The sequence below is a fragment of the Vibrio sp. 1CM24A genome, assembly GCF_023161725.1.
GTDB lineage: Bacteria > Pseudomonadota > Gammaproteobacteria > Enterobacterales > Vibrionaceae > Vibrio > Vibrio coralliirubri.
The window spans coordinates 542376-566093 of record NZ_JALNTS010000002.1; the positions used below are offsets into that span (position 1 = coordinate 542376).

At 44.2% G+C, this 23718-nt stretch carries 20 protein-coding genes; 4 read left to right on the forward strand and 16 right to left on the reverse strand.

Annotated features, from left to right (window positions below; all coding sequences use genetic code 11):
- Window positions 1-142: 142 nt before the first annotated feature.
- A complete protein-coding gene (locus MSG38_RS06410; protein WP_248401316.1) occupies window positions 143-739 on the reverse strand; it encodes a LysE/ArgO family amino acid transporter in 597 nt (198 codons plus the stop codon).
- Between the two features lie 14 nt (window positions 740-753).
- Window positions 754-1278, reverse strand: coding sequence for a GNAT family N-acetyltransferase (locus MSG38_RS06415; RefSeq protein WP_248401317.1), 525 nt, complete (start codon window positions 1276-1278; stop codon window positions 754-756).
- A gap of 274 nt (window positions 1279-1552) precedes the next feature.
- On the opposite strand from MSG38_RS06415, the gene MSG38_RS06420 reads away from it, so the two are divergent.
- Both MSG38_RS06420 and MSG38_RS06425 read left to right on the forward strand, forming a co-directional pair.
- Window positions 1553-2848 carry a GGDEF domain-containing protein gene (locus tag MSG38_RS06420; protein WP_248401318.1) on the forward strand — a complete coding sequence of 432 codons (1296 nt, stop codon included), beginning with the start codon at window positions 1553-1555 and terminating at the stop codon, window positions 2846-2848.
- 212 nt (window positions 2849-3060) lie between these two features.
- Window positions 3061-3804: a class I SAM-dependent methyltransferase gene (locus MSG38_RS06425; protein ID WP_029235856.1), complete on the forward strand. Its 744-nt coding sequence runs from the start codon at window positions 3061-3063 to the stop codon at window positions 3802-3804.
- A gap of 130 nt (window positions 3805-3934) precedes the next feature.
- On the opposite strand, the gene MSG38_RS06430 is transcribed toward MSG38_RS06425, so the two are convergent.
- From MSG38_RS06430 to MSG38_RS06445, 4 genes are all read right to left on the reverse strand, one after another.
- Window positions 3935-5965 (reverse strand): TonB-dependent receptor, encoded by a 2031-nt coding sequence (locus MSG38_RS06430; RefSeq protein WP_248401319.1) that lies wholly within the window; start codon window positions 5963-5965, stop codon window positions 3935-3937.
- Window positions 5966-6146: 181 nt separating this feature from the next.
- Entirely contained in the window at window positions 6147-7067 is a 921-nt protein-coding gene (locus tag MSG38_RS06435; RefSeq protein ID WP_050621429.1) for a LysR family transcriptional regulator, read from the reverse strand.
- 229 nt (window positions 7068-7296) lie between these two features.
- Entirely contained in the window at window positions 7297-9486 is a 2190-nt protein-coding gene (locus tag MSG38_RS06440; protein ID WP_248401320.1) for an immunoglobulin-like domain-containing protein, read from the reverse strand.
- A gap of 487 nt (window positions 9487-9973) precedes the next feature.
- Window positions 9974-10972, reverse strand: coding sequence for a DHH family phosphoesterase (locus MSG38_RS06445; protein WP_248401321.1), 999 nt, complete (start codon window positions 10970-10972; stop codon window positions 9974-9976).
- A gap of 239 nt (window positions 10973-11211) precedes the next feature.
- Between MSG38_RS06445 and MSG38_RS06450 the strand changes: the two genes are divergently transcribed.
- The gene (locus tag MSG38_RS06450; RefSeq protein ID WP_004733935.1) at window positions 11212-11451 is read left to right on the forward strand and encodes a PAS factor family protein; all 240 of its coding nucleotides are present in this window, start codon (window positions 11212-11214) and stop codon (window positions 11449-11451) included.
- A 143-nt stretch (window positions 11452-11594) separates the two neighbouring features.
- On the opposite strand, the gene MSG38_RS06455 is transcribed toward MSG38_RS06450, so the two are convergent.
- The 4 genes from MSG38_RS06455 to MSG38_RS06470 all read right to left on the reverse strand — a co-directional run bounded on the left by MSG38_RS06455 (window position 11595) and on the right by MSG38_RS06470 (window position 16488).
- On the reverse strand, window positions 11595-13319 hold the full coding sequence (locus tag MSG38_RS06455) for a methyl-accepting chemotaxis protein (protein ID WP_248401477.1): 1725 nt from the start codon (window positions 13317-13319) through the stop codon (window positions 11595-11597).
- 618 nt (window positions 13320-13937) lie between these two features.
- Window positions 13938-14354, reverse strand: a complete 417-nt coding sequence (locus MSG38_RS06460; RefSeq protein ID WP_050634432.1) for a MarR family transcriptional regulator — start codon at window positions 14352-14354, stop codon at window positions 13938-13940.
- Entirely contained in the window at window positions 14332-15339 is a 1008-nt protein-coding gene (dmeF, locus tag MSG38_RS06465) for a CDF family Co(II)/Ni(II) efflux transporter DmeF (protein ID WP_248401322.1), read from the reverse strand. The genes MSG38_RS06460 and dmeF overlap by 23 nt, the downstream gene beginning before the upstream one ends.
- A 276-nt stretch (window positions 15340-15615) precedes the next feature.
- Window positions 15616-16488 (reverse strand): LysR family transcriptional regulator, encoded by an 873-nt coding sequence (locus tag MSG38_RS06470; protein ID WP_248401323.1) that lies wholly within the window; start codon window positions 16486-16488, stop codon window positions 15616-15618.
- 816 nt (window positions 16489-17304) lie between these two features.
- Between MSG38_RS06470 and MSG38_RS06475 the strand changes: the two genes are divergently transcribed.
- Window positions 17305-18564 (forward strand): adenylosuccinate synthase, encoded by a 1260-nt coding sequence (locus MSG38_RS06475; protein ID WP_102433443.1) that lies wholly within the window; start codon window positions 17305-17307, stop codon window positions 18562-18564.
- A gap of 108 nt (window positions 18565-18672) precedes the next feature.
- On the opposite strand, the gene MSG38_RS06480 is transcribed toward MSG38_RS06475, so the two are convergent.
- From MSG38_RS06480 to MSG38_RS06505, 6 genes are all read right to left on the reverse strand, one after another.
- Window positions 18673-19614 carry a sensor domain-containing diguanylate cyclase gene (locus tag MSG38_RS06480; protein ID WP_048611291.1) on the reverse strand — a complete coding sequence of 314 codons (942 nt, stop codon included), beginning with the start codon at window positions 19612-19614 and terminating at the stop codon, window positions 18673-18675.
- A 133-nt stretch (window positions 19615-19747) separates the two neighbouring features.
- Window positions 19748-20386 (reverse strand): OmpA family protein, encoded by a 639-nt coding sequence (locus tag MSG38_RS06485; RefSeq protein ID WP_248401324.1) that lies wholly within the window; start codon window positions 20384-20386, stop codon window positions 19748-19750.
- Between the two features lie 8 nt (window positions 20387-20394).
- A complete protein-coding gene (locus MSG38_RS06490; RefSeq protein ID WP_248401325.1) occupies window positions 20395-21957 on the reverse strand; it encodes a TadE/TadG family type IV pilus assembly protein in 1563 nt (520 codons plus the stop codon).
- Window positions 21958-21961: 4 nt separating this feature from the next.
- Window positions 21962-22519 carry a tight adherence pilus pseudopilin TadF gene (tadF, locus tag MSG38_RS06495; protein WP_248401478.1) on the reverse strand — a complete coding sequence of 186 codons (558 nt, stop codon included), beginning with the start codon at window positions 22517-22519 and terminating at the stop codon, window positions 21962-21964.
- Window positions 22509-22991 carry a TadE family protein gene (locus tag MSG38_RS06500; protein ID WP_248383569.1) on the reverse strand — a complete coding sequence of 161 codons (483 nt, stop codon included), beginning with the start codon at window positions 22989-22991 and terminating at the stop codon, window positions 22509-22511. The genes tadF and MSG38_RS06500 overlap by 11 nt, the downstream gene beginning before the upstream one ends.
- Window positions 22978-23715: a tetratricopeptide repeat protein gene (locus MSG38_RS06505; RefSeq protein ID WP_248401326.1), complete on the reverse strand. Its 738-nt coding sequence runs from the start codon at window positions 23713-23715 to the stop codon at window positions 22978-22980. Before MSG38_RS06505 ends, MSG38_RS06500 begins: the two co-directional genes overlap by 14 nt.
- Window positions 23716-23718: the final 3 nt, after the last annotated feature.

Genomic DNA, 23718 nt, shown 5'->3' on the forward strand with positions numbered 1-23718 from the left:
ACCGAAAGACGAAAATAATTCTATTTTTTTGAAATAATTAAATGCGGAGATAATTACAGGCAATCACTTTAGATACGCACTTTAAGTAGTCACTTTAGGTAGGAGCTTTAGATCATATGTTTGAATACCTAATTACGAGCGGCTAAACGATCAAAGATATTGCAATAGATGCCATGATCACGCCAACGACAAATTCCAACACCTTCCACGCTCTCGGGTTCTTAAACATTGGAGCCAAGAAGCGAGCGCCATATCCAAGTGAAAAGAAGAACACAAACGACGCCGATACGGCACCAGCGCCAAACAACATTTGGTTAGGTTGATATTGAGTTGAGATAGAACCCAGCAATACCACAGTATCCAAATACACATGCGGATTAAGCCAAGTAAACGCCAAACACATCGCAATCGCTTTGGTTAACGAGTCTTTGGTTTCAGCAGTGGCTTCTAAGGCGTGGTTTTCAGTAAATGCTGAACGGAAGCTTAAGAATGAATAGACACACAAAAAGATAGCCCCCCCATAACGGGCGAACTGCTCAATTTGTGGGAACTGCTTTACGATGGCGCCAAAGCCCGTCACGCCAAAGCTAATGAGTAAGGCGTCAGAAATGGCACATACAGCGCAAACTGCCAATACGTGTTGGTTCTTAAGCCCTTGCTTTAAAACAAACGCATTTTGAGAGCCAATCGCAAGAATCAACGAAAGGCCAAGGGAGAAACCTGCGAAGTAAGTCGGCATCTAAAGCTAGCCTCTTAACGCAACTCAATACTCATAAACTGGCTGTGCGGGTCCAACACATAATCAGCAAAGGGTTCACAGTATCCGAAGCCAAACTTTTCATACAGGTTACGCGCGGCCTTAAAGTAGTCTTCTGAGCCGGTCTCTAAGCTGATTGTTTGATACTGGCGAACGGTTGCTGTATCCAATACGTGCTGTAAAAGTTGGCTCGCAACACCTGACTTTCGAGCAAACTGTGAGGTTCTCATCGATTTCAATTCAGCGTGTTGGGTATTCAGCTCCTTAATGGCGACACATCCAAGCAGTTGGCTGTCTTTCCAAGCGCTGAAAAAGGTAATCTCTGGTGACTTGAGCCCATCTAGATCAAGTGCATGGACGCTTTCGGCTGGCGAAGTGGCGTACATATCGGCAAGGTGCTCTTCAAGCAATTCAATGACTTCTCCACCCGACAAGTCATCAAGCTTAATTTCTATTGAAGTACTGCTTTCCAACGCTGTTCCATTTTCCATTGAATCCTGTGCATTTATTGCTGATGTCATTGTCCCAACTCTCCTTGTTTGGTTCGCTTATTTAGCTTGAGTGATTTGGCTTTAATTACTGGCCTACTTTCCTGAATTGTTTCCTTTTCAAGAACTCGGTTTGAATCAGTAAAATTACTGATTAATCATAAAATTATAAATGTCACACTGGGTTTACCTAGATACCATATTTTTCCTATCTAGTCTCGTCATAAAAGCGTGCCACAAAGCCCGTAGGTCGCAGCAGCGAGGGAGCAACACCTGTTTCAGTTAACGAATAAGTAGTCAGGCCGATATGAGTATTCAACTAGATCTAACCACCACTATGCCCTGCCAAAACTTCGACTCGGCACAAGGGCGGATGACACTTCAAAACCATCGAATTATTGATGTCGACAACGAGATCGCCCAAATCTTTGGTTATCGAAATCGCTATGAGTTATTACACAATGTTGAATTTGTGTATGCCTTAGTTCCTGACAATTACCAAAATCTAGCCAAAAAACGCTACCTAGAGGCAATAAAAGGCAAGTTTAACAAAGGAAAATTGTACACGGACATTCCAGCTAATGGTCGCAATATCTCCATATTTTGTTTATCACATGTCATTGAACTGAATAACAAACCTGCGCTTGAAGTACACGTCATTGACATCACATCAATGTTAGAGGTGCAGCGTAAACGCCACGAATCAGATCTCATGTATCGAAAATTACTCAGTACATCGAAACAAGGTATTTTGATCCACCGAAACTTCAAACCTTTGATGGTTAATCAAGCTTGGGTTGAGCAACAAGGTGCCGAATCTATCGAGCAAGTACTTTCGATGGACTCAATCATTTCAATCATTCCTGAAGAACAGCATTCAAATGCCATCCGGCGGTGCGAGAGCATTCTCAATGGCAATACACCCAACTTCAGCTCTGTAGTATCCAACCATTGCTTTGATGGCAGCTATAAATACTTCAATATTTATGACAACGTGATTAACTGGGAAGGTAAAGACGCCATTCAAGTGATTCTCGAAGAAGTCACAGACAAGGTCTTGTTAGAAAAAGAGCTGCTGCACCGCGCTATGTATGATGACTTAACGCAGGTACTCAATCGTCGCGCCATTTATGATTGGATAAAGAAGCCAGTGAATCAGCAAATAGAAATGTCTTGTATGCTGATTGATATCGATGACTTTAAATTAATAAACGATCAGTTTGGTCACAGTGTTGGTGATGCTGTCATTAAACACTTAGCCGATTCCATTAAAACGCACGTTGAATTACTCAATGGCGTAGTTGGACGTTGGGGCGGAGAGGAGTTTATTGTGTTCATTCCCAACGCGAAACCTGAGCATACCCAAGTCATAGGCGAACGTATCTGCCGTGCTTTTAATAGGCATACTTTTGTTGGATTCAATCGCCGTCAATTTACATCGAGCGTCAGTATTGGCATCACCAACCGATGTATGTGTCATTCACCCAACAACATTAACACGCTAATTCGGGTGACGGATGATGCACTTTATCGTTCAAAAACAAGTGGGAAGAACCAGGTATCTATCAATGATGATGTGGTTTGCCAGGAAGCTCTTGCTTAATCCCAGCTCTTTACTCTCTTACGTGATCCAGAGGTATTTCAAACATGCGTCAAATAAGCCGGTTAGCCTCACGAATTGAAGCCAGCCAACAGATAATGAAAGTACAGCGACCAAGAATTAAAGCGCCTATATTGAACGATATTTGATTGCGATTTCCCAATTTCGGTATATGATGCGCCACCCTAATTTTTCAGCTTATGCTGCAGGCAAATATGTCCGCCAACGCACTCTATACCGACCTATCCGGTTACTATGATTTAATGTGTGTAGATATTGACTACCAAGCGCAAAGTAACTGCGTACGTAGACTCCATCAAATCTTTGGAAATGAAGGAAAAACACACCTCGACTTAGCTTGTGGCACTGGCCCACACGTTCGTCATTTTATTGATTTTGGTTACCAAAGTGGTGGCCTAGATCTTAACAAGCCTATGTTAGACATCGCAGAAGTTCGCTGCCCAGAAGCCAAGTTCTCAGTACAAAACATGAGTAACTTTGAGGTCACGGAACCACTCGATCTTATCACTTGCTTCTTGTATTCCATCCATTACAACGATGGCCTAGAGAAGCTTAAAGAGTGTATTGAAAGTGTGCATCGCGCATTGAAGCCAGAAGGTATTTTCTGTTTTAACGTGGTGGATAAAGACAAGATCAGCAACGACCTGTTTGTTAGACACACAACAAACCAAGACAAAGACGATTTCACGTTTCGTTCTGGTTGGTATTACTCTGGTCAAGGTGATAAGCAAGCGCTAAAGCTTAGTATCGAAAAGACGACTGCTGGTGAAACTCAAGTGTGGAATGATGAACACCCGATGGTGGCATTCTCGTTTAAAGAGTTAATCGAGATATTGAAGCCCTACTTCGAGGTTAATATCTTCGAGCACGATTACGACAAGCTGATTCCTTGGGATACTCAGTCCGGCAATGCGCTTATCACATGTGTCAAAATCTAGATAAATAGATACGTGGCGAGTTAAGCCAAACCTATAGATAAAAAAAAGAACCCACACTTGCCGCTTTCCTTTTAGAGAATCAGCCAGTTTGGGTTCTTTTGTATCAAGCTATCAGTTACTGAACTCTAGATTAGAAGTCAGCTGTCATACCTACGTAGTAAGTACGTGGCTCTTCAACATAACCTAGATATTCTAGTTCTTCAGATACTGACTCGTCCGTTAGGTTCGAAATACCTGCACGCAGTCGTACTGAATCATTCACGTTGTACACTGTGCCGATGTTCAATGTTGTGTATGCGTCTTGAGTTAGGTCGCTTTCGATCTGACGCTCACCACGGTAACGCGCACTAACAAACGTATTCAGGTCGTAAGTTGGGCTCCAGTTCAGTTTAACTAAACCCGAGTGCTTGTAACGCTCAAGTAGTTGTTCGCCTGTCGACTTGTCTTCAGTATCTAGGTAAGTGTAGTTACCAGAAAACGCCCACTTATCAGAGATTTGATACATACCACCTAGCTCAACACCTTGAATGATTGCTTCAGAGACGTTTTGGTAAGTTTTTGCGCCTAAATTACCCGTTGGTGTGCCGTCAGGGTTTTCACATTGACGAGCACTTTCGTTCCAATCACCGCCTTCTGGACAGTAACCTTCCGTTCTTTCAATCAGGTCATTAATCTCATTTCGGAACAATGCCGCTTCGATATTCCAACGAGGTTGAGTGTAAACTGCCGCCAACTCGTAGTTTAAGCTAGTTTCTGGGCTTAGATCTTCATTACCGACTAACGCACAGCCACCTTTACAGCTTGGTACCTGATAGTCAGATTGGTTTTGAGTCAATGTTGGTGCTTTAAATGCTTTACCCACACCACCCTTGATGATCAGGTCATTCGTTGTTTGGTGTACCAAGTACACACGTGGGCTGAACTCTTCACCGTACAGCTCATGTTTATCTAAACGACCACCGATGGTTGCCGTTAGTTGATCCGTCATCAACCATTGGTCTTGTACAAACAGTGCACCTTGGTAAGCTTCAGATGAACCACTCACTAGGTTCTCTTTGTTGGTCAGCTCGCTCAGTTGGTAATCCATACCAAACGTTAGCGTATGGCTTTCACCAAGATAAGTCGTCGCAGACGCTTCAACAATCTGAGTTAACTCTTCGATGTCGCTGCTGAAGTTATTACCCAGATCAGCTGCATCATTGTCAGTCACATTTTCGCGTGAGTAACGTACTTGCGTGTCACCCCAGCTCCAAAAACCACTGTGTGTAATCGCTTGGCTATTACGCACAACACGCGTGTCAGACTCAATAACTGAGCTTGAACTTTCAGCCGCAGAATTACGCTCGTCGTCGCTGTAACCAAAATCGAAATCGATGGTTTGGTTATCCGTTGCATGCCATGTCAGGCTTGCAAGCATGCTTAGCGTGTCACGGTCTTCTAAAGCTGTAATATCTTCACGATCGTAGCCATCGCTGTGTGTACCAGAATATGGTTGCCAAGCGTTACGGCTTGTTTGGTTAACAGAAACTCGCGCGAACAGCTCATCTTCAATCAACGCACCAGAAGTAGTAAAACCAACAGACTGCTCTTGCCCACCGTTGCCATCCATTGGAGATGACGAGTCCATGCTCAGTGTAGAGCTCCAATCATTTTCTGGAGCCTTAGTGATGATGTTGATTGTACCGCCCATACCATCTGAACCGTAAAGTGCAGACATTGGGCCACGGATGATTTCAACACGTTCGATTGAATCAGCAGGAATAGTTGATAGGTCGAAGTCGTTACCACGGATGATGGCACTCGCCGAGCTTAAACGACGGCCATTCACCATGATAAGTGTGTAGTCTGAATCCATACCACGAATAGAGATCATCTGACGACCAGCACGTGTGCTATCAAAATCAGACTCAACACTCGTTGATTCGGCAACGATGTCCGCCAAGGTAATACCAGGGCTGTCTTCAATGTCTTGCGCGGTGATAACCGACATTGAAGCTGGCGCTTGTTTTAGTGCCATCTCGGTACGAGTTGCCGTAACAACCATTTGTTCATCTGTTGCTTGCGCTTCTTCTTGCGCTAACACGTTAGCTGAAAGTGAGGTACAAATAACAGCGACTGCGATCGATAAAGGTTTGCGAATCAAAAGAGATCTCTCAGACATGATATTCATTCTTATATGTGATTAGTAATGATAATGGTTTGCATTAAACAACCGACTACCATTCTTATCAACGAAAGTTTCATACCAAAAATCGATTCTCGTTATTCACCATTCAAATAACGAAAGAGATCTATATTCAACTCGATAGGTATTTATAATTTTCATTCACCCTGCAGATGGATTATGTATAAAGCTCTTTGAATATATTGCGAACCCAGCGACACATCGGGTCGTTATGAAAGCGCTTATGCCAGTATAGATAGACGTCTTCTGATGGGTGGCGCAACGCTTTAGGCACGCGTTTACAAACAAGATCTCTTTGCTTAGCGGCTTGTTGAGCAAAAGGTGTCGGTAAATGAAAGATGATGTCGGTTGCTTCAGCCATATCCGGTGCGACGTTAAAATTGGAAAGCTGAATTGGAATGGACAGCTGGCGCTGCTTATCAATCAAGCCAAGATCTTTAAATCGACTTTCGATCGAGAGCTTCTTATCCCCTTGCAGTGAGATTTGACCAAGTTGGCTATTCAACAAGTCATCAACGGTGATCTCTTTGTCCGCCAAAGGATGGTTTTTACTCATCAACAAACGGTAATCGCGGCTAATCACGAACATTCGATACAAATTTTGCTCTGAACTTAACGGCTCATGGGTCGACAACACAAAGTGCGCATCACCGGATAACAGAGGCTCAAAGTGTCGTTTAGGAATCGAGTCGATATCAACAATCATGTTCGGCGCTTGTTGGCGTATCTCCGCAACTACCTTCGGCAACAAGTGCGCGACATTAGGCACTAAACCAAAGAAGCGAACCGTACTGTCACTACTTTGCGGCTCGAATACATCGCCATGCACCAGCTTTTCTAAACGTGTCAGAACCGAGTTGAGATCTTGCTTAATGGCTTCTGCTTTTGGCGTTAACTCATAGCCATAAGCCGCTCGCACCAGTAGGTCATCATTGAAAACGGTACGCAGTTTTTGCAGAGATCGGCTCACCGTAGGTTGGCTCATATCCAGTGCCAATGCCGTGTTGGAAACGTGCTTCTCTTCAAGAAGGTGTTTAAGAATAACGAGTAGATTGAGGTCGACTTGAGCAAGATTCATTATGCAAATATTAACAATATAGAAAATTCAATGAGCGCATAGTGCTATTTCTTAACAAGTAATACAATTGATAATCACTCCTATTTTGATCTAGAGCAATATGCAGAGCAGAGTTTAAGGTTAAGTGGGTTTTAAAGCTCTAAATCAGAAATGTTTGAACGTAAAAAAGAGAGGCACTGTGGCCTCTCTTTGATCGTCTACTTTATATAACTAGCGTTGAGCTATATGACTACAGCTTTGTCCAAGCATCTTGCCAATATTGGCTATCAGCTGGAGCGTAAGACGCACTTGCACACCATGCCGTGTATGGCCAAGGCTTACATTCGTACAAGCCATTATCGCTACCGACCACAATGTCACCCGCTGCGTAGTTTGTGCCCGCTTCATACGGAGGGTAATCACCTGGAGGAGGTGTTGTTCCGCCACCGTCTTTAACAGCGAACGAATCGTTTACCATCACCATTTCACCGTCAGATGCTTTACCGACCACTTCAAGTGCATATTGCCCTTCCGCTACATCGTATAAGTCGATGGTAATAGCACGGCTGTCCGTTACGTTAACCTTAGTTTGCTCAACCACAGTACCTGCACTGTTGATCACCATAGCGGTAACATCTAATGCTTCGTTTGATGTCAGTGTTAAATCTAAACGCACGTTGCCGTTATCTGGCGCATATTGTGATTGAAGCCCTGAAACAGCAAGCTCTAAGTCATCGCCCGGATCTGGGTTACCACCACATGAAGAGTCTGAAACTTTTCTCCAAACGCCCCACTCACCTGTCGTTCCTGGTTCTTCGCCGCGAGTGTACCAACCTGCTCCCCACGTTGAACCGTCATGAGATACTTGATCACCTTCCACATAAACGGTGTCGGCATCCCATGCAGCAGCACAGTTAGAACCATCAGTCACAGAGACTTTACGGTCAGCGGTTACAGTTTGGTTCGCGCTGTCTGTCACACTATACACAAGCGTGTAGTTGCCGATTTCATTTACATCGACACTGCCAGTGTGTGTAATAGTGCTTGTCAGGTCGCCATCTTCAGCATCATTCGCCGTCACACCGGCCATTGCATCAAACGCAGTTCCCAACACAACAGTCGTGTCAGACACACCATTAAATACCGGCTTCTGGCTGTAAACCTCTACCGTTCTCGCTTTAGTAGTTTCGTTGTTATCGCTGTCTTTCACTCGGTAAGTTAGAACGTAAGTGCCAATCACACTGGTTTCAACGTAACCTTCAACATCGATTGATGACGTTAGATCGCCGTCTTCTTTGTCTGTTGCCGTTACGCCATCCATAGGATCAAATGTTGTGCCGTGAAGAACACGCGTATTTTCGACACCTTTAAGAACTGGCTCCCCCTCGACTGGTGGTGGCGTTACTTGACCGTGTACAAACGGGCCGTAGTCTTTAATAAACTGCTCGTTGTATTGTTGACCGTTTTTGTTGGTGCCCATGTCCCAGTTGATAGACCAAGTCATCACACCACGTAGCGGTTGACCTTGCGCCGTTAGGCTATCAAATGCGTCGTATAAATCTTGTGGCTCTTGTACAAAACCGGTTGCTGCAGCATCGATGCTTGAAGGAATACCAAACACGAGCTTGTCATGTGGGATCTTGTGGAAGCCACGCGTTCCGTTGATAAGCGAATCAGAAATGTAGTAGATGAACTCTTCTTTTAACGCATCGTTGTTTTGAGCAATCCAACCCACGCCTTCAACCCAAATACCGTCGCCACCTTGGTTGTAGAACTGTGGGTTAATCCAGTCGTAGTAGCCTTCTAGATTATCGATATAAGGAACGTACTTACCGCCTGTCGTTAGATACGGGAATTCAGGAGCCATAGTGATTAGGAAGTTTTTGCCTTCTGCGCGATAGTGATCTTTCACTAGTTTAAGCGCATCAGGAATCACGGTTTGGTTGTTTGCTGCGGTAACGGCTGCTTGTTCAAGGTCGATATCTAGGCCATCGAAACCGTAACGCTCAGTAAGACGGATAATCTCATCAGCAAAGGCTCTTTCATCACCGGTTTCTAGCTCTACGTGTGCATCAGCACCACCCAAAGCCAACAGTACAGAGCGACCTTGCTTGTTGAGTTCAGAGATTTGGTCAATAAATTGTTCTTCTGAAAGCCCAATGGTTGGGTCCAGTTTAAAAGTTGGGATTCGACCATCAGCCACATCGTAAACCTTCATGAATGACACATTCACGATGTTGTACATTGGGTTCACTTCATCCAACGTCACACATGGCGCATTACCACCTTGGTAGCCGCCACCGTCACACCAGTTATGCCAATAGCCAACCACGACGCCAGAGTCTGGATTCGTCATATCTGAACCATTCGCATAAACAGCGCCAGACATAGCCGCCATGCCGACCGATACTGCTAGTTGTAGAGCTTTACGTTTCAACATTAGTCCCACTTCCTTACTTAACAGCTGTGCCAATCACAACCGAACCAATTCATTGTAATCATGAATATTTATAGAGAAGTAATGGAATTTATAGGAAAAGATGACCTTTGATTTAACTTGTGATTTTAAGTCACAGATTGAATATCAGAATCAATATGACTTTGACTTTTCATTCAAATTGAAATGCTAAAAATTGTTATTTTCGGTCGAATATATTGACCATACAAATGTTTAATCAAGCTTAATTCACTAAGATAATTAACCAAAAATATAAAAAATCACCGACAGGAAAAAATGAACTTTAAATAGGCAAAAATCACCCCAAACACGCCGTAATTACTGACCTCAGACCAGATGCCATTGTGAGTGATATCACTAAAATAGCCTGGATATAGCCATAATACATGTGCTAGCAATGCACACGTATAACGGAATATAGGAGCAAGAATTTGTGGAATTTTGGATATATACCTCAGGAATTTTTCAGTTAACCCTCGGCACCAGATGAATAATATGCATCCAATAGTGAAATAAAATTCACCTTATCAAGTTCATTAAGTTGATTAATACCAGCCGCTGCTTTTCTTCCTCCACCCGTTTCAAAGCTTGAGCAAATTTCGTCTGCACCCGTTCTGTTTGATAATGGCGCCCGTAAGCTCACCGTGTAAGACTCGCCGTCTTGGTTTTTCGTTAATACTGCTTGCGCTCGGTTTGGATCTTGATTAACGATTTCATTACCAAATACGCCACTGATGCGCCTTGCCCACGTCTCACCTGGCAGTTCAAACACACGTGCGACTTCACTTTCATAAACAGGAGCAAGGTTTGATAACTGCTGGCGATCATTTTGATAAGCAGCTCGTAGTCGATAAAACACCGAGTCTTTATCATCCAAAAGATCAAACGGATTCGGGTATTGATAAAGGGTTTGGTAGAGCTCAATTGGCGTGAAATGCAAATCGCTTAGTGACGAACCGTAACCGTTGTAGTTAACCAAGGTACCTAGCTCTTCTAAAAACTCTGTTTGAGATGGATCGAATCCATTTTCATCCGCTAGCCGCACGGCCACGGTTTTTAGATTATCGCCAAAGGCAGCCGCGATTGCCCAAGCCAGATGCGCACCATTCAGCTTCTGGTTTATCAGCAAGCTCGTGCAGCTCTCTGGCGCGGTATCAATCAGAGTATCTAAATGCTCAGAAGTTGGGACATCCCCTGTTCGGTGGTGATCGCAATAAAATACCTTGATGTTGGCGTCTAGCAGTGAGTGCAATGCAGGCAGGTTTTTCTCCATCGACACATCTAAAACAGTAACGGATGAAACGTCACCTTGCTTACCCGGCTCCATAATTTGAGTAACAACTTGAGAGACCAACTTAATATCACGCTTTACACCTGTAATGAGCACGCTCTCCCGTGGATCACTTAATCGCAGCTGTAACAACGCGATTATACCATCTGCGTCTCCGTTGAATACGTCGTAGTGCATGTTGTTCCTCTTCCTATAGATTTAACCGTTTGCCAGAAACGCGCTAATTCGTTCGTGTGTTCGATAGTCTGTCATTATTTTAGTTATATTTCACAGATACTTAAGTCTATTTTGGAATGCCTTATTCTCATTAGACTCAAAAGATAAACACATTAATAATATTGTATGACTTATATCACAGTAAACGAACCTGAAAAGATTATAAAATAAGCGCCTCCCACTTAATGATAAAGAGACGAATGAACACTACCACCACTCTTGTTTATGACACTTTGAAAAGCCTTGCTGCTCACGCTCCTGAGCAACATGCCGAGATTCGCCAGCGTTTATATGAGCAGTTGAGCCTGCCATTTAACAAGCAGCTCTCGTTATACGCTAATGTGCTTGGTCCTATCAGCTCAGGTAAGTTAGCGGGATGCGACAATATTGATAAAGCGGTTGAACTGGCATTGGATGTGCTGGAAGGCCGAAATAAGTAATACCCCCTTTAATACGTAATATAACGGCCCAGATCTTCCCCCAGATCGGGCCGTTTTTTTATTCTTGTCTTTTATCTATGTGAATTTCAGGCACAAAAAAGGCGCAGATGATCCACGCCTTTGGTTTAGTTTCTTCTGAATGTTTACGAAGTCTTGAACTGCGCGACCGCTTGGTCCATGTCGTTCGCTTGTTCTGCTACCTTGTCCACTTCAACTAAACAGTGCTGCGCCGAAGCGTTATTGTCGTTCGATATAGTGTTCAGCTCAGTGATTGAGTCGCTCACTTGCGCCATTACTGCACCCTGCTCTTCAATCGCTGAGGCAATACGTTCTGAATTACCTTGAATGCTTTCCATATCGCTCAAGATAAGTTGCAAGCTTGCATCCAGCTCTTCTGAATCTTTAAGCGTTAGTTGGCCTTGTTGATTACACTCACCAATCTCTGTCATCGACGCCTGCATCTGGCTTTGAATCGCACTCACCACTGAGGTTATTTCTGTGGTCGATTGGTGTGTTCTGCTTGCTAGTGCGCGTACTTCATCGGCAACCACCGCGAAGCCACGACCTTGCTCACCCGCACGTGCCGCTTCAATCGCTGCGTTCAATGCCAGCAAGTTAGTTTGTTCTGCAATGCCTTGGATGATGTTTACTGCATCGCCGATTTGATCAACATGATGGTTCAGGGAGCTGATCGAATCTTGGCTGCTAGAAAGGCGTTCAGACAACTGGGTGATGTTGCTGATGGTTTCAACCACCACTTCACGGCCTTTATCGGCATTCACTTTCGCTTGATGTACACCTTCAGCCGCAACCGATGTGCTTTCAGAGATCTCGCCAATGGTGAGTACCATCTCTTGAACTGAGGTTGTCATTGTAGAGGTGTGATTTGCTTGAACTTCAAACTGTTTGATTACTGACTCTAGCTCATCATGCATGTTTGACGTGCTTTGCGTGAGTTGCAGTGATTTGGATTGCGATGCCGCGATAAGCCCTTCAAGTTGATCCAACAGTTGGTTGAAGTATTGACCTAGCGTGCTGAGTTCGTCTTTACCATCTAGATGTGAACGAATAGACACGTCGTTTGAATTAACGATATTACGGATCACCGAAAGCAGTGACTCAATTTTGCCAATGATAGAACGGACGATTAACCAGCTGAACAGAATGATCGACACAAGTAGTGTGACGCAAAGGATGTTGTTGATCAGCGATAGTTTGTCCATCTCTTGCTGCGTTTGTTGGTCTAGCACCGCCGAGAACTCTTTAAACTGAGTCTCGATAGCGTGTGAACCAGAACGCGCTTCACCTAGCAGGCCTTCGTTATGCTTCAAACCGATCACGCGCTTTTGCTCAACCACTTGGCGAGCAGCGTCAATCAAAGCCGCTGAGCTACTCATATTCGAAGTTATAGAAAGAACACTCGGGTCAAACTCTCCCTTCTCAATTAAGTCATTGAACAGGTAAAGTTCGATTTTTTGTTCCGCACTGGCTGTCGCACTGATGTCATCGAGCAAAACATGAAACTGGCCTAACATGCCTTTGTCACGTGCTAGACCATAGACTTCGCTCGCTTTGACTAGGTTAACAAAGCTGGTGTGGTAGGTTTCGATGTCTTCACGTAGGTGTGTGCTGTTGGCTAAACCTAAATCACTGAGCACTGTATCTAGCTCAGATTCAGACGCTAAGAATTTGTTGTAATTTACGTCGAACTTGTCGAGGTACTTCATATCGCTACGCAGCAAGAAATCTTTCTCGTTACGGCGAAGGTTGAGCAAACGCACTTCAAGTTCTTTGGTGATTTGTTTGGCTTCGCTCATTTGAGCGGTGGTGTCTGCAAATTGTGATGTGGTAAACAGCAGTGAAATCATGCCGAAGATGGAGAACATCCCCAACGAATAGAGCTTTTTCTTTATGTTCATATACGTGGCTCGTCTTTACTAAATTAACTATGAGTATCTAAATAAATCGCATCAAAGAATGGATGACCAACTTGCGCGACCTGATTATTGTTATGGTTTTTATATCGATAATGATCGTCTAAAACTGTGGCTTCTAAGTCCACTAGCTATGACGTTCTTAATTGCATTTAAACAGCAAATGAAACAGCCAACTAAAGTTAAATTTATCAATAACACAAATTTATTACATGTACATTAGTTGAATGATAAAAGTGAGAGACAGCTATTTGACGGAGCGTAAAGGCTTGAACACCTTGCTATGTAAGGCTTTGAATTAAAACACTTTGGATATTTATTGACCTTAGGGTTAGAAATGACACTTTTTTGGCTCATCAGAGGAGCAAGAACGAAGACCAATATTGGAGATTTTGACTCGTTTTTTAAACAGTGAACCCATCGATGAGTGATTGTACTGTCGAGCGTAAACGGCGAAAAAAATGGACCTACTCAATTAGAGTCAGGTCCATTTTTGGATTTATTAATCAATCGCTTTGCAGCTAATAAGTTAGAGTGCGAACTTAAGGCTGACTAAAACGCTTTCACCATCTTGGTTAGGCACTTCAATAATACCAATTTCTCGTCTTCTTCGATGTCTTGCGTCAGCTCATTAACCAAATTCAAGTGAAGCTGGTTATGGTGAACGTGGATCTTCAGACCTTCATCAGTTAACGCCACCACAATTGCACGACGGTCCGTTGGGTGTTCATGGCGTTCAATCAATTCGGCTTTAACTAGCTTTTCGATTTGAACGGTAAGTGTGCCCGTGGTGATGCCCAACTTTTCAGCGAGCTCTTTCATTCTTAACGCGCCATGCATACCAAGTACTTCAATGGTGTGTACTTGAGCCAGGGAATACCCCGTCTCTTTGACTACAGACTGCTCCCACGAAGACATTTTATCGTAGAACTCAGTCAGTATTTGGTTAAGCTGTTCTATATTTCGCATGGTCGTTTGAATGCACTTCAAGAGTAAGATGATTAATCTTATCAAACTTGGCAAGCATTTGTTTATATTCAGAGACGGTTTTATCACTGTTTGATTCAAGAGTAATCGCTGCTGAATAGTGATGCCCACTCACCTTCCACATATGGAAATCGGTGACCGACGCATAAGGGGTTAAGGTTGCGGTCACTGAGTCACGATAATCTTGGTCGATATTCTCATCCAGCAGGATTGGACTGGTTTGTTTCATAAGGTTCATCGTCCACTTGGCAATCACGAATGCGCCAACCATTCCCATTGCTGCGTCTAACCAGTTCCAACCGTAAAACTTACCAAATAGCAGCGCGACAATCGCTAGCAGCGAAGTTAGAGTATCCGCCAACACATGCATGTAGGCTGCGCGTAGGTTGTGGTCATGATGGTGTCCGTGATGCTCGCCATGTTTATGACCATGGTCGCTATCATGATCATGACTATGTGAATGACCGTGATTCTTACTATGACTGTGGCCGTGTCCGTGTCCGTGTCCGTGTCCGTGATCATGATGGTGATCGCCAAGTAAAAACATACTCACCACGTTCACAGTTAAACCAATACAAGCAACGATGATCGCTTCATTGAACTGAATCGCTTGTGGGTTAAACAAACGATGCACCGATTCCACCAGCATCAACAATGCCACAATCCCCAATGCAATCGCGCTGGTATAGCCCCCTAACACGCTGACTTTTCCAGTACCGAAAGAGAAACGTTCGCTCTCGGCATGTTTCTTCGCATATCGGTATGCAAATAGGGTGATGCCAAACGCCGCAGCATGCGTCCCCATGTGCCAACCATCGGCAAGTAACGCCATAGAGCCGTAAATAGTACCCGCAACGATCTCAACAACCATGGTAACGACGGTCAATAACAGGACATAGAACGTGCGTTTCTCACCTTGGCTGTTATGCGAAGAAAAGTTGTGTTGGTGACGTGTTGTAAAACTCAAAATGGCGTCCTTAACTGGTGTTTGTGGTTAGATGATCGTTGTAAATAAAAGCCCTTTGATTGACAAGTAATTTGATAATCAAAGTAATTGATTGAAATTTAGTTTGATTATCAAAGTTTGTCAACGATGGATTTTGAAACTCTGATTTGCTGGACGAATAGTTGATGGGGAGCGCTAGGTTGTTTCAGGGCTTGTTTATTCATCAGAAATCGGGCTTTGCAGGGACAAAAAAGCCCACGCGAGGTGGGCTAATTGAAACAAACTCAATGATGGTAATTATTTGCTTTGCAATGAAATAATCTCATCATTCACCCACCCTAACAACTGCTTGGTCGCTTTCGACAACACTTGGTTCTGCCTAACAATATAACCGAGACTGGTACTCGAGAAGTTGGTCAATGGTGTTACTTTTGAATTCAGGTGATGCTTAGTTGATACCGCAAACTCCGGGACAATAGCCACACCAAAACCGGCTTCTGCCCAGTCGATTTGAGCATCGACACTCCCTACTTCCATCACCCTATAACTTGGTAGATTAAGACTTGGTAAACCCTCATCAATGAAATCACGCGTTCTCGTATCGTGACCAAGTAAAATCAAAGAGAGCTCTGCATCTGAGTCTTGGATATCAAACCCATCGCCAAGCGCACACCAAGAAAGCTCTTGCAGCTTAGTGAAATAGAGTGACTCGTTGTGCTGTTCTTTGGCGATAACAAAACCAATATCCGCTTGAGCATTTTTAACTAAACTCGATGCCTGAGATGAGGTGGTATTCAAGAGCGTCAGGTCAATACCGGGATACTGCGCTTTGAACTTCTGGAACGGACGAATCAACAAGAATCGAGAAATGATGTCACTCACAGCAATGGTTAACGTCCCTATTTTAAGGTCGTTAATGGCATTGAGATCGGCCTGACAAATCTGCAGTTCGAGTAGCGTTCTTTCGCTTGTTTCCAATAGCCGCTCACCCGCTTGAGTCAATTGAAAAGGGCTTCGCTCAATCAACTTTATTCGTGTTTGTTGTTCTAGTTGTTTTAGGTGCAAACTCACATTGGGTTGGGTCATATGCAGTGCATTGGCTGCTTTCCCGAAGTGCTTGTACTCCGCAAGCGTCACAAACGTCTTCAACAAATTAATATCGAGCATCATGTCCTCTCTCTCGTGTCACTTACATCATTCCCTAAAAATGAAGAATGCCCTTCCGTCACTCCCTTCTGTACGGAATATCCTCACATCGTCATTCCCTACAGTGAGGAATATCCTACATCGTCATTCCCTATAGTGAGGGACGAACGTGGTAGGGAATCTCGTTTGCGGCTTGAGATTCCAGATACCTCGCTCCTCGGTTCTGGAATGACGCCAAGAAATCGAGTCGACGTTAGGTTCTTCACTTCAAGTTGTAAGGAACTGCAATCGCGTCACTCTCTACTACGAATTACACCACATCGTCATTCCCTACAGTGAGGAACGAACATGATAGGGAATCTCGCTTGTGGTTTGAAATTCCAGATACCTCGTTCCTCGGTTCTGGAATGACGCCAAGAAATCGAGTCGACGTTAGGTTCTTCACTTCAAGTTGTAAGGAACTGCAATCGCGTCACTCTCTACTACGAATTACACCACATCGTCATTCCCTACAGTGAGGAACGAACATGATAGGGAATCTCACTTGTGGTTTGAGATTCCTGATACCTCGTTCCTCGGTTCTGGAATGACGCCAAGAAATCGAGTCGACGTTAGGTTCGTCACTTCCAGTTGTAAGGAACTGATATCGCGTCACTCTCTACGACGAATTACACCACCCCGTCATTCCCTACAGTGAGGAACGAACGTGATAGGGAATCTCGTTTGTAGATTAAGACTTTAAGTCTATATGGAATCCTTATCAAGATAATAAAGATAATTAATTTCTCTTATCCACTTTGTAGGCCTAACATGATTTCTCAATCAGTTAGGAGAAAAATTATGCCATCTATCGTTGTTGTGGGCGCAAACTGGGGTGATGAAGGCAAAGGCCGCATCGTCGATTTTTTAGCAGACCAAGCTTCTGCTAGCATTCGTTTTCAAGGTGGAAACAATGCAGGTCATACTGTGGTAAATGACTTCGGTACATTCAAACTGCACCAACTTCCTAGTGGTATTTTTAATCCTGATTGTACAGCGGTTCTTGGCCCTGGCATGGTGATCAGCCCTGCTGCGCTAACTGAAGAAATTGCAGAAGTACAAGCGGCTGGCATCAAAGTAAAAATGGCAATTTCAGATCGTGCGACACTGTGTCTGCCTTTGCACGCTCTTGAAGATACACTTGAAGAAGAACGTTTAGGCGATGGCGCTTACGGCTCAACACGTCAAGGTATTGCACCTGCATACGGCGACCGTGTGATGAAGAAAGGCATTCTTGTGGGCTGGCTGAATCAGCCTGAGATTTTAGAGCAGCGCATTCAATTCATGCTTGATTGGAAGATGCCTCAGCTTAAAGCGCTATACCCTCAATGTGACTTCTCTCAGAGCGCTTCTGAAATGACAGAATGGCTACTTGAAGTGACTAAAGCTTGGCGCCCGTTCATCTGCAACGTCACTGAGCCGCTAAAAGCACTGCAATCGCAAGACGCGAACCTACTGTTTGAAGCTCAGTTAGGCGCAGGTCGCGACCTTGTCTACGGTGAATACCCTTGGACGACGTCTTCGAATGTAACCGCAGCTTATGCAGGTATTGGCAGTGGTTTACCTGCCCTTCGCCCTGAGCGTGTTATTGCTGTTGCTAAATCGTTTAGCTCGTCTGTTGGTACTGGCACGCTTGTAACTGCAATGGAAGAGCAAGACAGCTTCCGCGAAAGCTCTAACGAATACGGTGCAACAACAGGCCGCCCACGTGATATGGGTTACTTTGATGCAGTAGCAACTCGCAACGGTGTTGACCTGCAAGCTGCAACGGAAATCGCACTGACTAAAATTGATTGCCTGTCTGGTTTGTCTGAACTTAAGATCTGTACCGCTTACTCAGGTGAGCACACAGAGAACCCAATTTGGCCACAAACGGCTGAACTAAAACCTGTATATGAAGATATGGCTGGCTGGGATGAAGACATCACGGGATGCCGCACGTTTGAGAGCCTTCCTCAAGCAGCACAAGATTACGTTACTCGCATCGAAGAGTTGATGGGTGTTCCAATCGTGATGGTATCAGTAGGTCCAGAGCGCGAACAAATGATCATTCGAGCTTAGTTTAGAAGACTACTACACCCACATCTACATCTACATCTACATCTACATCTACATCTACATCTACATCTAAGCCCACACTAGTGGGCTTTTTTACACCTGCATGAACATCTAAACCTTGTTTTTCTTATTGAGGTACATGTTTTCATCGGACGACTTTATTAGATTAATGATATTGAAGCTTCGGGAATCAGCAATACCACAACCATATGAAAAACCGAGTGAAACCTCATCATCACAACGAAAGCCTTCAATGAAATCATGGAATTCAGCGTGAATTTGTTTGACCAACTCACGAGCAAAACCCGGCTCTTCTGAGTGTATGACGACAATGAATTCATCACCGCCAACTCTCGCCGATATCGTGTTGTACTTTGAATTGTTTTTAATGCATGACGCAAAGCCAGATATGTAATCATCACCTTTGAAGTGACCATACGTATCATTGATGTATTTCAGGTTATCCAGATCAAAATACAAACAAACAACCTCTCCGTCGCTGATGTTTGCTTTGTTGAATTCATGGAAAAAGCCCCTTCGATTAAGCAGCGTCGTCATGATATCAAAGTGACTGTTTTTGTATAAAATCCTGCTCTCTTCTTTTAACAGGATTTCAGAACGCAATAGAGTCGATATGTTCTCAATCAAGTTAACTTGGCTTTCAGTATACGTTGTTGGGCTTAAATCAAACACCAATAGCACCGCAAACACTTCTTCATCTATATCCCTAACAGGAACTCCGCAAAAAGACTTATAGGCATCCTTACCATTCGCAGAAACGGAATCACCACCAGCGTGACCACTCAAATAGACCGTGCGATTTTCGTTATGCACATACTCACAAAAGAGGCTAATTTTGCTCTTATGTTGGTTGCACGATATGTTTGACGAGCTCCACACACTCTCAGAACCGGAGCAACTCAAATCAGAGATCATGATGATGCCTGCATTAGACGCATCCATTATGTCTCGTATGTTATCCAATATAGATACCCAAGTATCGACATCGATATTTCTTTGCATCCCTTCAGAAGAGAACTTATCAAAAAGCATTAATATTTCTTTAGTATCAGACGGTTAAACTTAATCGAATATTCATTAGTATACGTTGTAACAAAAATCCCAAGAGCGACAATCTAGGGCGGTTATTACCTAGTTAAGCAACAACCAAACCCAATCGCGCATCCTAATTTTCTAAGTCAGCGGCATCGTTCGAAGAGGCCCAAATTTCTGAGCGTCGGTTCTTCGCTCTACCCTCTGGCGTTGCGTTAGACGCGATAGGTTCACTTTCACCAAATGAACGAATAACAAGGCGGTTTTTCTCGACACCGTCAGCGATTAAGCCATCCGACGTCGTAAGCGCTCTTTGCATGCCCAGCGCTTGGTTATAACCTTCTGCGCCTGTGCTGTCGGTGTGTCCGTCTACCGAAATCGAACTGCCGTTAGTCTTTAGCTCAGCTGCGAGCTGACGCAATGCTTTGCTGCCCATCGGCGTTAAGTTATGTTGATCAAAACCAAAATGAAGACGGGCCAACAACCCTTGACGCTCTTGATTACTGATCCAAGTCTTACAGCCGGATTGGTTCGAACTTAGATTAGATTGACCTGCCAAGGCTTGTTTTAACTCACTGCTATCAGACTGCTGCTCAATTTGTAAAAAGCCCTGTCTGTGTTGAGCTATACCCACGACATCATCGACCCTAACACTGTGTTGATATTCACTGAACGCAGTGTCGCAATAGACATTGATGCTTTCTTCCGCATGGGCGATAAGGCTAAATTGCAATGTCGATAAGACGATTGAGCTGACCATAAACTTTTTCATATTTTCCTCTAGTACAACTTAGTGATTCCGCTTGTTTTCGAGCCTTTACGGATGAGTTCTTCTATCTTTTCAATCAATTCATCGAGGTTAGATACATCGATGATGTCTTCATTGGAATCCACAACACAGTCTTGAAAACCACTTTGTTGAGACGCTCGAAAATCGATACCAATAATACCTATGTATAAGCCGGGTATCTCCTCTCTTGCTTTGTCACACATACCTCGGTCGACAAGTCCTTTGAGGATGCCGTTATTAGGGCTCTCTTGCCCGTCGCTCAAAATCAGTAGCATCTTGATTTTCTTGTTGTAAGCCTGTTGTTCTTCTTGATCGGAACTGTTCGGGTCACCATCATGGAGAACTTGAGAGCCTCTCAAAATACCCTGAAACGCCGCTGTACCTCCGTCTGCCCACATCGAGTTAATCGGGTCTAAATCTGATAGCTTGTTCGATAGCTGAATGTTGGAAAACTGCGATGAATTTGAAGAACCATGCGCGTTGAATAGTTTTGCTCCACTCACACCATAGAAATCAGGCTTTAACCCTGACTTGTCAGTAAACATGGTCGACACTGATGTCGATAAATCTACATAGTCGTAAACATCGGCAACAAGGTAACGATCGAGACTCATCACATCTTTGATACGCTTAGCGTACTTTTGGTTGTCCGATTTTGGGTTAGGGCAATATGATTTCCAGTACACACAATCAAGCACATCATCTTCCGAATAGGTTCGCCAGTAATCCCAGTCAACATCGTTGTAGGAATATGGTGATACATTCGTTTTATAGTTGTCTTTGTAGCTCAACTGGCTTGTAGCTCGCGCTTGATTTCCCGCGACGATTTCCCTCGTTCGAACGTTAAAAGGCACAAAGCCAACTCGGTTAAGAAGCTTATCCCCGGTGGTTTCTTCTCCCGGCTCATCGCACACCTCTATCACTTCGCCACCGACAGAGTCTTGGTCAATCGACGTACAAAGGATCTTGTTTGATATTTCGTCGATGGCCGTTTTCAAATCGTCGATTTTTTTATGTCGATTTGAACCCCATCGCTCATCCATAGAACCGGAAAAGTCCGACACAAACACAATATCGATGTTGTTATCGCCAAGGTAAACTGGGTACTTACGAGCTAACGAACGCCCCGCCAAATCTTGCTGCTGATCAAATGAAGGGATAAAGCTGCTCGCGAACCAAGAGTCGTGTGTGGTCTTGGCATTCACTGTGTATTGAATGTATTCAAGAACCCCTGTGCCCTCGTCCTCCGCTTGATGGAACCGGTCTGCAGAGAGGTTGGTTGATTTAATGTCCCGAACATAGTTTTCGACATATTTGGTTGCTAGCCTACCAGCCTGATCTTGTTGATCTTCAATGGTCACCGCTATCGCCGCTGCCTCTGCTGAATCCCTTAACCGGCTGGTCTCTTGAACATAACGTGTGCCTTCAACCGCCCAAAAAGTCATACCCATGATTGGCACGAGCAATAAGCCCATCCAAACCGCAGCCACCCCCTGTTGTCTTTGGAGACTGAGATGCTGGCGATTGATATGACGGTCATGCTGGATTTTCATTTCATTATCTCCCAGGCATTATTGAAGATGAGCCAATCTTAACCGTGGTACTGGTGCCACCGTTGAAGAAGGGTTTGAACCAAGAACTTTGCTCTTCACAAAGGCTGATTCGATACAGTGGATAAACAACTCCCTTCTCTACCGGAGCTAGATTTGCATGCGCGAGAATCGAATCCGTTTGGCAATTTAAACTTCTATATTTGCTCGATGTGAACTCAGCAACATTCGTTTTATTGGTCAACGACTCAATCTTGATCGCCACACTGTCTACTGGTGTATTGAGCATTCGGCTTGCCACTTTCGTCATATCTAATAGCTCAGTGTTAGTCACGGCTAAGTTCTTTCCTGCCAACACATCGGCTTCAAAATAACGAGTACGCTCTTTGATAACATTGACTAGGGCAAAGCTGGATCGATCAAGCTTGGCGCGGGCGAGTAATTGATAGCTCAAGTCCGCTCCAAACAAATAAACGCCCCATAAGGCCACAAGAATGAAAACTAGCTCAATGGTGTACGAACCTTGCTGGCGCCTCTTAGAAAGCACACGTTGTTTACGGAACATCATCTTCCCACCCTTCGTGTTCTAAGTTCAAAACCATGGTGCGTGAAATATCTCTGTCAGCGGCACCGGTGAGTTTAATCACAGGTGTATAACGATAAGTCACCGTCATTTCGGCTAAGTCGTAATTGAAGTTCAAGCCTTGATCAGAATGTCCTCTGTTCGCGATAAAATCGTCATAGGTTTTGAAGTACTGACCGGCGATGGAGAACCGTGAGCTATCAATTAGAAAACTCCATAGATTGTCATCGTCTTCAATTAACGATCTGAACTTGTTCTCGTACTGTTCGTTGATCCCTTTGCCTTCATAGATTTTGGTATTCCTGATGGTTTCTCTGAGCGAATACTCGGTCATGTTCACGACATAGATCTGGTAACTCGATTCGAAAATCGCAAAGGTAGCGAAAAACAGAACAAGCGCACCCAACACAAACTCAATCGCCGTGACTCCTTTCTGCTTGTTAAGACGCTTCATCGTTAACTCCTAGTTGAGTTAATTCAGCGGCAATGCTCTGGACCTCTTCTGCTGAGAAATCGCTTTTAAGTAACTTTTGGGCCGAATCGATTTGCTGAGTTTTCATCAGCGCGATAGCCAGGTTTGCTTTTACGATTTTATTTGCCGGGTCTTCTTTTAAGACTGGGGCTAACGTTTCGATCGCCTGTTGATACTCGCCATTGGCCATTTGAATCATCGCAATGTTGTTCTTAATAACGACATCGTCGTAACCACGTAAACGTGCTCGGTTGAGCTCTTGGTACGCTTCGTTGAATCTTCCAACTTTGGTGTATGACACGCCGAGTAACACGTGAATTTGACCCGTAGTATTCCCCGCATCTACTGACGCCATATAAGCAGCAATGGCACTTGCAACGTCATTTTTTGCATCAAACACTTGTCCTTCTAACTGATACAAGTTGGGATTTTCAACCCCCTCTTTTTGCAAGTGTTGAACATAGAAGTCAGCCGACTCGATATCCCCTTTATGGAAATATGCCCAAGCCAGTTTCTCTTTTACCTCTGGGTCTTCGGAGCCTTGCGCTAACTCAGCCTTGTAATAGCTAATGAGGCCGTCATAGTTGTTCACTTTTTCCATGCTAGCGACGTCGGCAAGCTGCAAGTCTTGTTGTGACGGTGCTGATTGACAGCCCGCCAACACACTAAACGCTAACCCAATGAGACAGATACGTTTTCCAATCACTGG